This window comes from Campylobacter sp. TJR-1 (assembly GCF_032840035.1).
GTDB lineage: Bacteria > Campylobacterota > Campylobacteria > Campylobacterales > Campylobacteraceae > Campylobacter > Campylobacter fetus.
In genome coordinates this window covers 118,916-133,757 of record NZ_JAWIZX010000003.1, presented here as the reverse complement: position 1 = coordinate 133,757, position 14,842 = coordinate 118,916, and the positions used below count along the sequence as shown (strand labels likewise).

Here is a 14,842-nt window from a genome sequence, read left to right as displayed (position 1 = left end):
TTTCCTTTTTTTTAAATTTAAAAGTCAAACTCGCCACCTCTGCCCTCGTTCATCTTTTCATAGGTGGCGTTGACATAATTTTTTCTATTTTCACATTTAAAAAATAGCTCGCAGCTCATACAACTGTTTAAAGAATTACTCTGCTGGCACTGTTTGAGTTTTGATGTTGTTATCTCGAACTGAAGCGCTACAAACTCTTTTATCTTATCGCAGCGAAATACGTTAGAGCAATTTGAGCAACTTTTATCGACATCTCTAACGCTTTTATTTCGGCAATCTTCGACGTCTAATTTTTTATTTTCATAGATACTTTCGTCTATATCTTTAAACTCTTTTAACTCAGTCATTGTAAAACTCTAAAAGTCTGTTTATTTCATATTTTGAGCCGAAAAAGCAAGGCGTTGTTTGGTGAATTTTTTCTAAGTTTATCTCAAAAAGAGACTTGTTTTCTCCATTTGTAGTAGCGCCGCCGGCTCTTTCATATATGAAAGCAAAAGGCAAAACTTCAAAAGTAACTCTAAGCTTTCCGTTTGGCGCGTCAGTTGTAGCCGGATAACTAAAAAGTCCGCCGCCTTTAAGTAGAATTTGATGTAAATCACTAACCATGGCACCACTATATCTAAGGCGATAACCCTCATCAAATAGAGTTTTTATAAAGTCTCTATGAGCCCCGCTCCAGCCTTTTTGAGTACCGCCAGTCGCGTTTAGTTTACCTTTTTCTTTTAGACTTAGATCTTTTATAAATTTAAAGCTTCCATCTCTATCTAAACGGTAAAGTTTTGGAGTATCTTCGCACACTACCATTTCAAGTCTAGGTCCATAAATGCAGTAGATCGCCGCTACTAAATTTGAGGGTTTTAACTCGTTTTTATATACACCGAAAATACTTCCGACGGCGAAATTTACATCGACCAAACTACTTCCGTCAAGTGGATCATAAGCGATGATAAACTCGCCGTCTTTATGGATATCGAGCGCGTCTTCTTTTTCCTCGCTTACAAGTGATCTTACGCTTGAAACTCCTATAAACTCTTGTGTGATGATGTTGTCACTTTTGACATCAAGTTTTAACTGAGTGTCGCCTGTGGAGTTTGCATGATCCGTGTAGCCAAGGTCGGCGTATTTTAACTCTTCGCTTATTTTAACTGCGATTTTTTCTATAGTTTTTATAATTTCTTGCATTTTATACCCTTTTTGCATTATTATCTATCCATTTTATGATATTTTCTATATCGTCAAGTCCAAATTTAGGCTTATTCCCATTAGCAAAACCGTCTAAATTTGTAGCGTAAGCATCACTAAATGACTTATATCTATCATCAACCTCATCCCTAAATACGCTTATGCGAGGCAATGGGATAAACTTAAGCCCCTCGACTATAAGATAATCAAACTCGCCAAAATAGCTTATAAGCTTCTTTAGGTCATTCTCACACTCTGTTTTGCTAGGCGAGAATTCCTCTGTTTTGTTGTCGTGAGCCTCTGAGCCTACGCGCTCATCTCCCCCAAAAAGTCCGCTTTGCAAAAGCACGGTAGTGCGTTTTGGACTTACTACTGCAACGTCTGCGCCAAGCGAACTAAAAAGATAACTATCTTTGCCCTCTTTGTCAAATTTAGACTTATCGCCTGGATCATGCTTTGTGATAGCTACTTTGTAGCCCTGTTCTATGAGCTTGCTTGCTATCTTTGCGATGAGCGTAGTTTTACCGCTTCCGCTTCTGCCAGAAACTGCCACAGCTAAACGTTTTATAAGATATCCTTGTTAAATTTTGGGATATATTTTAGCTAAACATTTCTTAAAATATAAATTTTGGCTATTTTTAGAGTATCAAATTTAATCTATGCTGTTTAAAACTTCTATTACGTTTTTTACATCATTTTGCGGATTTTCTACAAAATCAAAACGTTTTATAAGACTACAGTTGTTAAATATCAAAGTTTGACGATGGTAAAATTTTTTACCGTTAAGAGTTTGAAATGTTTTTAAATTTAGCTCACCTTCAAGTTTAAAATTTGGATCACTAATAAGCTTAAAATCAAGTCCTAAAGAATTCTTAAATTCGCTTATTTCACTCTGGCTTTGTGAGCTAATGGCGACAAGTTCGAAGCCGATATTTTTTATCAAATTTAAATTTTGCTGATAAGCTTTACACTGATTTGTACATCCAGTAAGCCCAGCTAAATTTTTTAGCTCATCAGGTAAGAACTCTCCATTTTTTCCCATTTTTGGATATGTAAAAACTACGCAATTTTTTGGTAAATTTATCAATTTAGCCTCCTTTACTATAAATTCAATCAATCCAAGATTTCCCCGGCAAAATATATCTTAACAGAAATAAAACTATCAATTTGCGGTGGATTTTCTTCTTTCCAAATATCTTTTGTTATAAGAATTTCCATATCCATAAATTCACTCGAATTCACAGTGATACAATCAACGCTACATATAAAAGCTTCAGTACCACAAAAATCTAAAGTTATTTTTCTTATAGCATTAACTCTACCTGTGATAGTATACTCATCTATATCGCTTACATTTTCATCTCCACAAATACAACTTCTCATCTCATTAGTGTGCAAGGTAAAACTTTCACCTATTTTTTTCTCAAATACCCTAGCTTGTTCATCAGTTTTGATATCGAAAGTTATCTCTTCATCTTTTAGTCTACAAGCCAAAAAAGCAACACCATAAATTTTAGCTCGAAACTCTTTATTTGGCATATATTTTTCTCTTTGAGATAAAAAATTTGTATCTAAAAATTCTATGCTATGATCAGCTATTTCAAAACATATTTGTGCATTTACGCCATCTGTCCAAATATATATTATAAATTTCTGCTCTATAGATAAGTCCTATATTATTAAAAAATGGATACATAGAAGATATAATATTTTTTTCTTCTACTTCTGCTATTTTTATTATCAATCCACTATTTTCCATCATATCTTTATAAATAAGACAAGCACCGTTTTTATATAGATTAGTTATATAATGATCTTTTTTACTCATTTTATTAAGTACCATAGAGCTATTAATAAATTCATCCAAATTCTCTGGATTTTTTTCTAAATCTACTCCAAGTATCTCATTTCTAGAACCCATATAATGTTCTCTCGTTGTTAATTCAAAAAAATTTTCCAAAACATCTCCTTTTTTAATACACTACATTTAATCTATCTTTTAAAATGCTTTGCAAATTTAAAAAACTTTCTAAGCTTATATCACTATATCCACTCATAAAAACCAACTCATCCGTGGTCTCTTCTAAGCTTTTTATCACCTCATCATCAAAGCCTATTATATAGTAAACGTTACTTGATTTATAAAGCTTGTTTTTGCAAATTTCTTTAAACTTTAGATCAAGCGTTTTTCCACTTTGAAGAGCTAAATTTAAAGCTCTATCTTGCGGGCTAAGCTCTAGGTTTTGATACAAGGTTAGCTCATCACCTACTTGCACGATATCTTCTTTGCTAGTCATATCATACACGCAAAATCCTAAATCCAAATTTTTCGTTTTTGCTTCTATTTTCTCACCTGCTCTTTTTACTCTTTCAATCGTAATATCGCTGATATTTGGACTAATGCTTTTTAGCTCATTTTTACAAAAGTCAAAAGCGGTTTTGCTCTTTTTTTCATCAATTTTCTCATCAAGCTGAACTAAGATAAATTTGCGATTTCCGCCATCAATGGCGTTTTGTTCCATCACAGCGTGAGCGGTTGTGCCACTACCAGCAAAAAAATCAAGGATAATGTCGCCATTTGTAGGACAACACGCTTGTGTAATTAAAAATTTTACCATTTCAACACTTTTTGAGTAATCAAAAATATTCTTTTGCTCAAAAATGCTTTGTAAATTTTTATTTGCGTTATCATTAGAATATTTGTTATCTATAAATTCTAAACTAGAAACATTTTTTGTTCTATCAAAATATTCTATTTTATAAGGCTTTTTATCACTTATTTTACATTTATAATAAGTTTTTGTGTAAATACGATTATTTCTTATTTCTATAAAGCCATTTTCTAAGCCAAAGTCAAACTTATCCTTGCTCCATCTCCAAACCCAATCAATTCTATTGTGATTTCCTTTTGCTCTTTCTTCAAATAAAGCCTTATCGCTTCCAGCATAAAATAATTTATAATCTATTTTAATTTCATAATCCATAGTTTTGCTATATTGCAAAGAATTATAATCTAGCGTTTGATTTAATTTATAACCGCCCCTCTCATCAAAAAATTCATCTTTTTCTTTGTATTCTTTTTCATCTACTTCAACTTGACTTAATTCGCATTGTCCATAGCACAATAAATAATCGTGGTTTAAAGCAATTTTATTTGTAGATTTACCTGCTTTTTTGGTTACTCTTGGCAGACACGCTACGAAATTCTCTTCCCCAAAAATCTCATCACAAAGGATTTTTAAATTTGCTTGTTCGTTATCATCTATACTTATAAATATCACGCCATCATCACGGAGTAGATCTCTAGCAAGCTTAAGGCGTGGCAACATAAAACTAAGCCAACCGCTATGGCTTTTGGTGTTTGTTGCGCTAGTAAAAAAATTCATAGCTTCACTTGGCACCTCTGTTTCATTGCCAAATTCATCTACTTCTATCTTGATAAGTTCGGTTTCTATGCAAATTTGCTTGTAATCTCTCCTAAAATCATCTGGATAGATAAAATTTTCATTTTTGGTGTTATATGGTGGATCTATGTAGATCATTTTTACTTTTTCATAATAGGCTGATTTGAGTAGCTTAAGAGCGTCAAGATTATCGCCTCTGATGATGACATTTTGCGTTGTGTCTATATCTTTGCTTTTGGTTGGCTCAAATTTGAGCTCTTTATCGCAAGGTGTATTATAAAGTGCATTTGCAAGACCTTTGCCTATCCAGTTTAACTCATAGCCTTTAATGTTTTCTTTTACTCCGATACCTAAAAGCATCTTTATAGCGTCAAAATTTACTGCTCCATCGCTATTTATGGTTTGAGGAAATTTGCTTTTTAAAGTGTCGTAAAGCCCGTCTTTTATAGGCTCTATAATATTTGCTTCTTTGATATTTTTTTTATCTATCATTTTTTAATACCTCTTGTAAAATTTCTACTAAGCTTTGCTTGTTTATGCGTGTTTTAAAACTAACTTTTATATCTTTTAAACTACCTTCTAAACTTTCAAAGAATTTTTTAGCGTAATCTATCTTTTTTTGTTCGTTTGGTGGAATATCTTCTTTTTTGTCGTAGCCTTTTGTTTCACAAATAAAAAATATCTTTTTGCCATTTTTATCTTTTAACAAATAAGCAAAATCAGGCTCATAGTCTTTAAAAGGCGTTGGAATGCTAAATTTAGGAAGTTTTGCAAAAATGCTGATTTCAGAGTTTTCCACACTTTGGATATCTTCTAAGATGACTTCTTCTTCTAGCCTTGAGTCCCAAACTGCCGTTTCGTATAAGTAAGCACTACTTGGGTTTTTATCTTTTGTGATGTATCTGCCTAATTTGTGTTGTTCTATGCTACTTTTAGGCTCGCCTGAGCTTTCATATAAGGCGTCTTCTAGAGCCAAATTTGAAAACTGGTTTTGGCTAAATTCATAAGAGACTGAAGATATAAGACTAGTGTGCAAACTATCTTTTATAATATCTTTTAATAGTTCAAATGCTTTTTTAGGATTATTTTTAATACTGCTCTTATTTAATTTATCATAAATTTTAATACAAAAATTTATCGGCAATTTATAAGTAATACAAAAATCTTTTAAAAGCTCTATTATTCTTATATCTCTATAGGTTATTTTATCTATTGTTTGGGTGTTTTCTGTGATGATTTTGTTGTTTTGAGCGTCATATTTTTTAGTCTCTAAATAGATAAAATTTGGATCTAATTTTATATGGTTAAATTTATTTACTACTGATTTTATAAGCTCATCAGTTTTTATGTTTTTATATATGATTTTAGACTTTTTATTTATGGTTTGCCAAAGCTCTTTAAACTCTTTAGCAAGATGATTTTTGATTTTTATATTTTTTGAGCTTAGGTTTTTATTTATGATTTGGCTTGTTTTATTTGACGAGTCTTTAAAAACTTCTAAGATAGGATCAAATTTATCTTTTAAAAGCTCTTTTAAGCTTTGATTTTCTTTCATATACTCATAAATTGGCGAAATGATATTGTAGCGGTCATTTTCTTCATCAAATTCCAAAATTCCATCATTTTCCAAATCAGTAAAAAATCTATTTTTTTGCCTTGAATTTAACTCAAATACATTAAGAATATTTTCATACAAAATGCTACCATTGAAGCTAAAGCTGGAATTTTTGATTTCATCTTGTAAGCCTTGTATATAGCTTCGTTCAGATCCACTTATTATCATATCAATTGAGTTAATGTCATAGAACAAAGCATCATTGTAATTTATAAAGCTGTGTGTCACTCTCTTGCCGCTTGCATTCACACAAAGTCTTAGCCCACGACCAACTTGCTGGTGGCGACTGATATCGCTTGAGCTGCTTGCAAGCTTTGTGAGAGTAAATATATTTGGATTGTCCCAGCCTTCTTGCAATGCCCAAACGCTGAATATAAAACGCAAAGAAGTATTAAAACTAATAAGTTTTTCTTTTTCTTCTAAGATAAGTCTTATATCTCTTGCTTCTTGACTCTCTTTGTCTGTTCCTTTTTCGCCTTTGCTTGGCTTAGCATCACCGCTAAAATATCCTTGATGAACGCACAAATTTTGATTATCATCAAAATCACGCATAAGATAAGCCCTGTACTCATCACTTAAATTTTGCTTTAAAATTTCTTCTCTTTTTTTCTTGTATAGCTCTTCAAATTTAGTTTTGATAAATGGATTTTTACCTCTAAAATCATCTATATTTGGGATAAAAAATAGACTCAATGCCTTGATATTTTTGGCAAACAAAAGCTCTTCTTTTTCAAAATGCAAGTCTATAGACACTTTTAGCAAATTTGTTATCTCTTCTTGGCTCAATCTATAAGAGGATTTGGTTTCTACAACATTACCATCACTTAAATGGGCTTTGTTTTTAGTAACTTTTTGGAGAGTTACGCCGCTAAATTTAGAATTAATCAATCCCAAATCATCACCATAATGCAAAGTAATTTTTTTGTCTATTCCTGAAACAAAATAAGAAAATATAGCTTTTTTATCTTTGGTGTTGGATTCTAACAAAGCAAGATCATCGTCTGTGCTTGTTATTTGGCTTACTTTTATCTGCTTTACAAGATAGTTTTTAAAAGCACTGACGCTATCAAGGATGTAAGCTACGTTTGAGAGTTTAAACTCATCTTCACTTGGAAAGGTCGCACCAAATCTAAAATAAAGCGTATTTAATTTAGAAAAATTGGCACTAAATTTATCACCCTTTAAAAGATGTGGCTCATCGATAATAGAAATAGGCTTTAAGTTTATAATATTTTCAAATATCGTTCCATTGTTAAATAAGCTTTCTTGTCTGCGATTTAAGATATTATCTTTTTTATCTATCGCACTATTTGTAAGAATCAAAACAGATAATTCATCTTCATTTTTTATATAATGATTTATGATAGAAGATTTACTATTTGTATCGCTATAAATGTATGTTTTAAGATATGTCTTATAAATATTATAAAAATAATCTTGTGTAAGCTTAATATTTTGTTTTACCGATTCTAAAATAGCTTTTCTAGGCACAAAAATGATGAATTTATTCTGTTTATAATGCTTATTTAGTTCAAATATTAAATTCAAATACGTAAATGTTTTACCAGTCCCTGTTTCCATAAGGATATCTAAATTTAGTTTATCACTAGTAGTTTTATAAGGTAATGGGTAATTTTCGTAAAAATGTTTAAGACAGTCTTTAAGATTATTTTGCTCTTTAAAATTAAAATCTTGAAGAATGCTTATAATATTATTTATACACTCTTGTTGAAAATCTTGTCGCTCAAAAATCATCTTAAAACCTTAAAAAATATAATAAAAATACAACTTGTTATTCTATAATAGTTTTCTTGTATTTTAATTGAAAATAGATAAATTTAGCACTATTTTCATAATGCTAAATTTGGTTAAATCGCTATAGAATATCTATTTTGTAGTGGATTTTTTATCAGATTGTGGTTTGCGTGGTCTGCTTGAAGCTCTTGGCTTTGGAGCGTCTTTAGTAAATTTATCGCCTCTGTCTGGTTTGTCACTTCCAAATTTCTTTTTCGGGCTAAATTTATTACCAGAATATTTTTCATCAGAACTTTTGTCACTACTTCTAGGCTTTTTATCAGAGCTAAATTTCTTTTCGCCGCTAAATTTTTTGTCTTTGTCATCAAAAGATTTTTTATCTCCGAAAGATTTCTTTTTATCTCCAAAAGGCTTTTTCTCGCCAAATTTTTTATCGTCTTTTTTAAATTTGAATTCTCTTTTTGCTTCGCCATCAAAACTACTATTTGAATCTTTTGCGCGACTATTTTTAGAAAATTCCTTTTTGTCTTTTGAAAATTCACTCTTGACACCATCTCTTCTGTATTCGCGTTTTGACTCGTCTTTTTTAAATTTACGTTTAAAATCGCCATCTTTTTTCGTCTCGCGCTCATCTGTGCCAAAGTCTTTATCAAAGCCGAATTTAGATCTCTTATCATCAAATTTTCTTTTTTCGTCTTTTTTTGGTCTGTCCCTAAATTCACCCTTAAAATCATCTCTATTTCTACCGCGTTTTGACTCGTCTTTTTTATCGCTATTAAACTCTCTTGGCTTTCTCTCTTTTTTATCTATTTTATTTCCGTTTCTGTCATCTCGTTCTGAGATTTTGTTCATATTTTGTCCACGTCTGATAGGCTGAGGTTTTACTCTTAGATCGGCTTCAAATCCGCTAAAGCTTTCTCTTATTAGTTTTTTATCGATCAATTTTTCAATATCGATTAAAAACTTAAACTCATCAACGCAAACCAAAGATATCGCAACGCCATCATTTCCGGCGCGTCCTGTTCTACCTATCCTATGAACATAATCCTCAGGCACATTTGGAAGCTCTAAATTTATAACAAACGGAAGTTCTTTTATGTCTAATCCGCGCGCTGCTATATCCGTTGCTACAAGAATTTTTATTTTACCGTTTTTAAATTTCTCAAGTGTTTTTGAACGCACGCTTTGACTTTTATCTCCATGCAAAGCAGCTACGCTAAAGCCTAAAGTATGTAGATAAGACGAACATTTATCCGCACTTCTTTTGGTACGAGTAAAAACCAAAGCTTGATCTATGCTCTCCACTCCAAAAACCTCGTTTAAAAGCTCCATTTTTTTATCTCGATCTACTAAAATCACGCGTTGTATGATATTTAAAGCAGTGCTGTTTTGCTCTTCTATTTGGATACGCAAAGGATCTTTTAGCATAGAATTACAAAGCGACATAACCTCACTTGGATACGTCGCGGAAAATAGTAAATTTTGTCTTTTTTCAGGAAGCATTTTTACTATTTGTTTGATATCGTGGATAAATCCCATATCAAACATACGATCAGCCTCGTCAAATACTAGCGTATCGATATGCTCTAAGCTTAAAGCATTTTGCAAAGCAAGATCCAAAAGTCTGCCAGGAGTCGCCACTACGATATCTATACCACTTTTTAAAGCTTGAATTTGTGGGTAAGAGCTAACTCCGCCAAATACTGGCAAAGTTTTAAACGGTAACTTTTTCGCGTAAGATTTGATGTTTTGCGTGACTTGATTTGCAAGTTCTCTTGTAGGAACAAGCACTAAAACACGAGTTTGAGGACGCTTTTTGTTGCGTTCTTTTGACGATAATTTTTCTAATATAGGTAGCGCAAATGCAGCAGTTTTTCCCGCGCCTGTCCTAGCTCCTGCTAAGATATCTTTTCCTTGCATTATAGCAGGTATCGCGACTTGTTGGATCTGCGTAGGAGCGTCGTAATTTAGCTCTTTTAATGCTTCTAATATAGCAGAGCTGAGATCGAAATCTGAAAATAACATAAAAATTTATTCCTTTTGTGTTAAAGGCTAAAGCCTTAAAAATTTGTAAAAATAAGTTTGATCTTATAAAACTAAAATATAAAGAGAATATCAAAAAGCAATCATCTAGTGTGGAATTATTGAATTGTCGTCAGTCAAAAAACTCTTTTGTATATTTTGCTTTAATTATACTTAAAAACAAGACTTATTATAGCAAAATATTCGAAATATTTTTAAATTTAAGTAAAAATTTATGATTTTTTATAAATTTGACTTTAAATTAGAGTAAATTTAAATACCGAATTTAGCAAACCAAAGATATAATAAGCAAAATTTTCATTTATTATTCACAATAACAATATTTTTCTGGCGGAGTCTATGCTAAAATACTTTTTTACAAATAGCTTTGGAATTTTGGTTTCTCGTGTTCTTGGGCTTATAAGAGATCTAATGACTGCAAATGCACTTGGAGCAAGTGTCTGGAGCGATATATTTTTTGTCGCTTTTAAACTTCCGAATCTATTTAGACGACTTTTTGGAGAAGGAGCTTTTACTCAAGCATTTTTGCCTAATTTCGTAAAAGTATCTAATAAAGGTCTATTTTTAGCAGAGATTCTTTTAAAATTTAGCTCAACTATGCTTGTTCTTACGCTAGGAGTTATGATTTTTGCACCGTTTGTAACAAAAATTTTAGCTTACGGGTTTGATGAAAATAGTATAAATTTAGCTGTTCCTCTTGTAAGAATTAACTTTTGGTATCTGATTTGTATATTTATAGTTACGTTATTTGCATCTGTTTTACAGTATAAAAACCACTTTAGCACTACAGCTTTTAGTACTGCACTTCTAAATTTATCGATGATAACTGCTCTGCTTCTAGCAAATAATTTACCTCAAAGCGACATAGTATATTATCTCAGTTGGGGAGTTGTGGCGGGAGGTATTTTGCAAGTGATAACTCATATTATAGCTTTAAAAAAACTGAATTTGATAAAATTGTTAAATCTTGGAATATTTAAATTCATAAAAGGAAAAAGAGCTTCCAGCAAAGGATTTTGGGCAAATTTTTCTCAAGGAGTAGTAGGCAGCAGCGCAAACCAACTAAGCGATTTTATAAGCACGTTTATAGCTAGCTTCTTAATGGCTGGGAGCATCAGTTATCTTTACTATGCAAACCGAATTTTTCAGCTTCCTCTTGCGCTTTTTGCAATTGCATTATCAACTGCGATATTTCCAAAAATTTCAAAACAGATCAAAGCAAATAGCACTAAAAATGCTCATGACTTATTAGCAAAAAGCTTTCATATACTATTTTTCTTACTTATATTTTCTACTATTGGCGGAATAGTTTTAGCTAGAGAAATTATCTGGCTACTTTTTCAAAGAGGCGAGTTCAATGCAAACAATACGATAGAAGCCGCAAAAGTCCTACAAATGTATATGTTAGGGCTTATACCTTTTGGGCTTTATAAACTATTTTCACTCTGGTTATATGCGAACATGAAACAAAAAATAGCCGCAAAAATTTCAATTTATTCGCTTATTTTAAACGTAATATTAAGCTTAATTTTATTTAAACCGCTTGGCGCAATGGGATTAGCGCTTGCCGGGTCTGCTTCTGGATTATTCTTGCTAGTTTATGTTATTTTCATTTTTGGATTTAAAAACTTTTTAGATATAATCCTTAGTAAAAAAACTCTTATAACTATTTTTAGCGGTATAGTTTTTACTTTTTTTATCATATATTTTAAGGAATTTATTTATGATTATTTACGATAGCGTTTTAAAACAAAAGGTTGAATTTAAACCGATTAGAGAAGATGAAGCAAATATATATGTCTGCGGGCCTACGGTATATGATGACGCTCACTTAGGTCACGCAAAAAGCAGCATAAGCTTTGATCTACTTCGCCGCACCTTAAAATCTCTTGGATATAAAGTTAAATTTATAAAAAATTTCACGGATATAGATGATAAAATACTAAAAAAAATGAGCCAAACCGGTAAAAGTTTAGAGGATATAACAAATCATTATATAAGCAGATACAAAGCCGATATGTACGCTCTAAACGTCGCAGATGCGGATATAGAGCCAAAAGCTACTACAAGTTTAACTTCTATTATAAATTATATAAAAACTTTATTTGAAGATGGCTGGGCGTATAGAATAGATGACGGCATCTACTTTGATACTAGTAAAGACGATAAATACCTTAGCTTAAGCGGTAGAAAAGACGAAAATTTAATAGCAAGAGTAGCCTCAAAAGATGAAAAAAAAGATGAAAAGGATTTTGTATTATGGAAATTTGATGAAAATTGGTATGATAGTCCATTTGGACGTGGAAGACCGGGCTGGCACAGCGAATGTGTAGCGATGATAAAAGACCATTTTTGTGGAAGCTGTGAGTTTGAAATAGATATCCACGCCGGAGGTGCAGATCTACTTTTTCCGCATCATGAAAACGAGGCCGCTCAGTGCAGATGCGCTTATAATAAAAATCTCGCTAAATACTGGATGCATAACGGTTTTGTGCAAATAAATAATGAAAAAATGAGCAAAAGCCTCGGAAATTCATTTTTTATAAAAGATGCACTTGAGCTAGTTCCTGGCGAAGCTTTGCGGTTTTATCTGATGAGCAGTCATTACAGAGCAAATTTCAACTACGATATAGATGATCTAAAATCCAGCAAAAAAAGACTTGATAAAATTTACCGTCTAAAAAAAAGATTGATAGGAGTTAAAGCCAGTAAGACAGATGCTAAATTTAAAAAAGATATTTTAGATGCTATGAGCGATGATTTGAATATCTCGGTGGCTCTTGCGATACTTGATGAAATGGTAAATAACGCAAACGCAAAACTAGATAACGAGCCTAAAAACAGAGATTTTAAACAGATTTTGGTTTCTAATTTGGAATTTGTAAAAGAGCTTCTTGGAATACTATATATCGATGAGTTCAAATGGTTTCAATGGGGTGTAGATGATAGTTTAAAACAAGAAATTTCAGTTCTCATAGATCAAAGAAATATGGCAAAAAAAGATAAAAACTTTATACTTGCCGATCAGATAAGAGATAAATTAACAAATATGGATATATCTATAATGGATACTCCAAACGGCACAATGTGGGAGAAAGTATGAACGGAGTAAAAGATGTATTTAAACGGTTCATTCCGTATTTTAAAGACTATATACCGCAATTTGCGTTAGCCATAATAGGAATGATCATGGCAAGCGTGGGCACTGCGGTTTCGGCATATTTAGTAAAGCCTGTTTTAGATAAAATTTTTGTAGAAAAAAACGAAAGTCTGTTATATCTGCTTCCTTATGCTATTATTGCTATTTATTTTTTAAAGAGCCTTGGAACATATCTTCAAGCATACTTTACAGCATATATCGGCCAAGATATGGTAAAAAGATTTAGACAAAAACTCCTTGATAATCTGCTAATTCTCGACATGAGCTTTTTTAATAAATTTAGAACAGGCGAGCTAATAAGCAGAAACACAAGCGACATAGAACGCATAAGAAGCATAGTATCATCTATGATACCTGAGCTTACAAGAGAGTTTATAACGATCATCGGGCTGCTAGTAGTAGTTATTTACCAAAGCCCTACTTTGGCTGTTTTTGCTCTTGTTATATTTCCTATAGCCATCTATCCCTTATCTAGACTTGCAAAAAAAATGAAAAAAATATCACACAAATCTCAAGAAAAAACAAGCGACATAAGTTCAGTTCTAAGTGAAATTTTTTCAAATATCGAAATAGTAAAAGCAAATAATGCAGAAAATAAAGAGTTAAAAAGATTTGATGAACATAACGAGAAGTTTTTTAGGTTAAATTTAAAAAGCGTAAAAGTAAACGAGTTGGTGAGTCCAATGATGGAAACATTAGGCTCTATAGGAGTTGCTGTAGTCATAATCATCGGCGGCAAACAAGTTATAGACGGAACTATAACAGTAGGAAGTTTTTTCTCGTTTTTAACTGCGCTTTTTATGCTTTATACACCGATAAAACGTATATCAAGTCTATATAATAAAATGCAAGATGCAGTAGCGGCTAGTGAAAGAACATTTGAGCTTCTTGATAGAAGCGCTAGCATTATAGGTGGAAATTTAGAGTTTCCTAAAACGATAAATTCTATAACATTACAAGATATACACTTTAGTTATAACGATAAAAAAGTGCTAAAAGGAATAAGTTTAAAAGTAAATAAAGGTCAAATGATAGCGATTGTAGGTAGCAGCGGAGGCGGTAAAACTTCACTTATAAATTTATTAATGCGATTTTACGATGCAAACAGCGGTAGCATTCTCATAAATGAAAACGATATTTGCGAGTTTAGCTTAAAAAGTCTCAGACAAAACATAGGTTTAGTAACTCAAAGAGTTTATATATTCAATGAGAGCGTCGCTGCAAATGTAGCTTATAGCGGTGAAATTGATGAGAAAAAAGTAGTTTGCGCTCTTAAAACGGCAAATGCTTATAACTTTGTAGATAAATTAGACAACGGAATTTACACTATCTTAGATGAATTCGGAGCAAATTTAAGCGGCGGTCAAAGACAAAGAATAGCAATAGCAAGAGCTTTGTATAAAAATCCGCAAATTTTAATATTTGATGAAGCTACGAGCGCTTTAGATAATGAAAGCGAAAAAGAGATAACAAATGCCATAGAAACACTTAGCAAAGATAAAATAATATTTGTAATAGCACATAGATTAAGCACGGTAAAAAATGCCGATAAAATCGCTGTTTTAGATAACGGCAAAATAGTAGGATTTGGAGATGATAAAACTTTAGAAAATGAGTGTGAAGTATATAAGAAATTGAAGCTCGGGAGCCTTAGTTAATGGTAATTTTAAGGTTACATTGGCT

General features: G+C 32.0%; 12 protein-coding genes. 3 read left to right on the top strand and 9 right to left on the bottom strand.

Going from position 1 to position 14,842, the window contains the following annotated elements; translation table 11 throughout:
* Positions 1–17: 17 nt before the first annotated feature.
* The 9 genes from RVY88_RS04020 to RVY88_RS03980 all read right to left on the bottom strand — a co-directional run bounded on the left by RVY88_RS04020 (position 18) and on the right by RVY88_RS03980 (position 9,981).
* Positions 18–347, bottom strand: a complete 330-nt coding sequence (locus RVY88_RS04020) for a hypothetical protein (RefSeq protein ID WP_034959638.1) — start codon at positions 345–347, stop codon at positions 18–20.
* On the bottom strand, positions 340–1,182 hold the full coding sequence (locus RVY88_RS04015; protein WP_002849235.1) for a class 1 fructose-bisphosphatase: 843 nt from the start codon (positions 1,180–1,182) through the stop codon (positions 340–342). Before RVY88_RS04015 ends, RVY88_RS04020 begins: the two co-directional genes overlap by 8 nt.
* Position 1,183: 1 nt before the next feature.
* Positions 1,184–1,735 (bottom strand): molybdopterin-guanine dinucleotide biosynthesis protein B, encoded by a 552-nt coding sequence (locus RVY88_RS04010; RefSeq protein WP_002849232.1) that lies wholly within the window; start codon positions 1,733–1,735, stop codon positions 1,184–1,186.
* A 99-nt stretch (positions 1,736–1,834) separates the two neighbouring features.
* A complete protein-coding gene (locus RVY88_RS04005) occupies positions 1,835–2,269 on the bottom strand; it encodes a redoxin domain-containing protein (protein ID WP_235600352.1) in 435 nt (144 codons plus the stop codon).
* A 26-nt stretch (positions 2,270–2,295) separates the two neighbouring features.
* Positions 2,296–2,721 carry a hypothetical protein gene (locus RVY88_RS04000; RefSeq protein ID WP_162167146.1) on the bottom strand — a complete coding sequence of 142 codons (426 nt, stop codon included), beginning with the start codon at positions 2,719–2,721 and terminating at the stop codon, positions 2,296–2,298.
* Positions 2,722–2,782: 61 nt separating this feature from the next.
* Entirely contained in the window at positions 2,783–3,142 is a 360-nt protein-coding gene (locus RVY88_RS03995) for a hypothetical protein (protein WP_162167145.1), read from the bottom strand.
* A gap of 13 nt (positions 3,143–3,155) precedes the next feature.
* On the bottom strand, positions 3,156–5,078 hold the full coding sequence (locus tag RVY88_RS03990; protein WP_162167144.1) for a site-specific DNA-methyltransferase: 1,923 nt from the start codon (positions 5,076–5,078) through the stop codon (positions 3,156–3,158).
* Entirely contained in the window at positions 5,068–7,956 is a 2,889-nt protein-coding gene (locus tag RVY88_RS03985) for a DEAD/DEAH box helicase family protein (protein ID WP_065844470.1), read from the bottom strand. The genes RVY88_RS03990 and RVY88_RS03985 overlap by 11 nt, the downstream gene beginning before the upstream one ends.
* Positions 7,957–8,088: 132 nt before the next feature.
* Positions 8,089–9,981 (bottom strand): DEAD/DEAH box helicase, encoded by a 1,893-nt coding sequence (locus RVY88_RS03980; protein WP_162167143.1) that lies wholly within the window; start codon positions 9,979–9,981, stop codon positions 8,089–8,091.
* A gap of 357 nt (positions 9,982–10,338) precedes the next feature.
* On the opposite strand from RVY88_RS03980, the gene murJ reads away from it, so the two are divergent.
* Genes murJ through RVY88_RS03965 form a run of 3 tightly spaced genes read left to right on the top strand, consistent with a single transcriptional unit; the run spans position 10,339 to position 14,817 of the window.
* Positions 10,339–11,739 (top strand): murein biosynthesis integral membrane protein MurJ, encoded by a 1,401-nt coding sequence (gene murJ, locus RVY88_RS03975; protein ID WP_011731957.1) that lies wholly within the window; start codon positions 10,339–10,341, stop codon positions 11,737–11,739.
* Positions 11,723–13,102: a cysteine--tRNA ligase gene (gene cysS / locus RVY88_RS03970; protein WP_038453305.1), complete on the top strand. Its 1,380-nt coding sequence runs from the start codon at positions 11,723–11,725 to the stop codon at positions 13,100–13,102. Before murJ ends, cysS begins: the two co-directional genes overlap by 17 nt.
* Positions 13,099–14,817, top strand: coding sequence for an ABC transporter ATP-binding protein (locus tag RVY88_RS03965; protein ID WP_162167142.1), 1,719 nt, complete (start codon positions 13,099–13,101; stop codon positions 14,815–14,817). The genes cysS and RVY88_RS03965 overlap by 4 nt, the downstream gene beginning before the upstream one ends.
* Positions 14,818–14,842 lie beyond the last annotated feature (25 nt).

Excerpts from the sequence above, each read along its gene's own strand:
- murJ (WP_011731957.1), top strand. The coding sequence starts at position 10,339 with ATGCTAAAATACTTTTTTACAAATAGCTTTGGAATTTTGGTTTCTCGT.
- RVY88_RS03990 (WP_162167144.1), bottom strand. The coding sequence starts at position 5,078 with ATGATAGATAAAAAAAATATCAAAGAAGCAAATATTATAGAGCCTATA.
- cysS (WP_038453305.1), top strand. The coding sequence starts at position 11,723 with ATGATTATTTACGATAGCGTTTTAAAACAAAAGGTTGAATTTAAACCG.
- RVY88_RS04000 (WP_162167146.1), bottom strand. The coding sequence starts at position 2,721 with ATGCCAAATAAAGAGTTTCGAGCTAAAATTTATGGTGTTGCTTTTTTG.
- RVY88_RS03985 (WP_065844470.1), bottom strand. The coding sequence starts at position 7,956 with ATGATTTTTGAGCGACAAGATTTTCAACAAGAGTGTATAAATAATATT.
- RVY88_RS03965 (WP_162167142.1), top strand. The coding sequence starts at position 13,099 with ATGAACGGAGTAAAAGATGTATTTAAACGGTTCATTCCGTATTTTAAA.
- RVY88_RS04015 (WP_002849235.1), bottom strand. The coding sequence starts at position 1,182 with ATGCAAGAAATTATAAAAACTATAGAAAAAATCGCAGTTAAAATAAGC.
- RVY88_RS04020 (WP_034959638.1), bottom strand. The coding sequence starts at position 347 with ATGACTGAGTTAAAAGAGTTTAAAGATATAGACGAAAGTATCTATGAA.
- RVY88_RS03980 (WP_162167143.1), bottom strand. The coding sequence starts at position 9,981 with ATGTTATTTTCAGATTTCGATCTCAGCTCTGCTATATTAGAAGCATTA.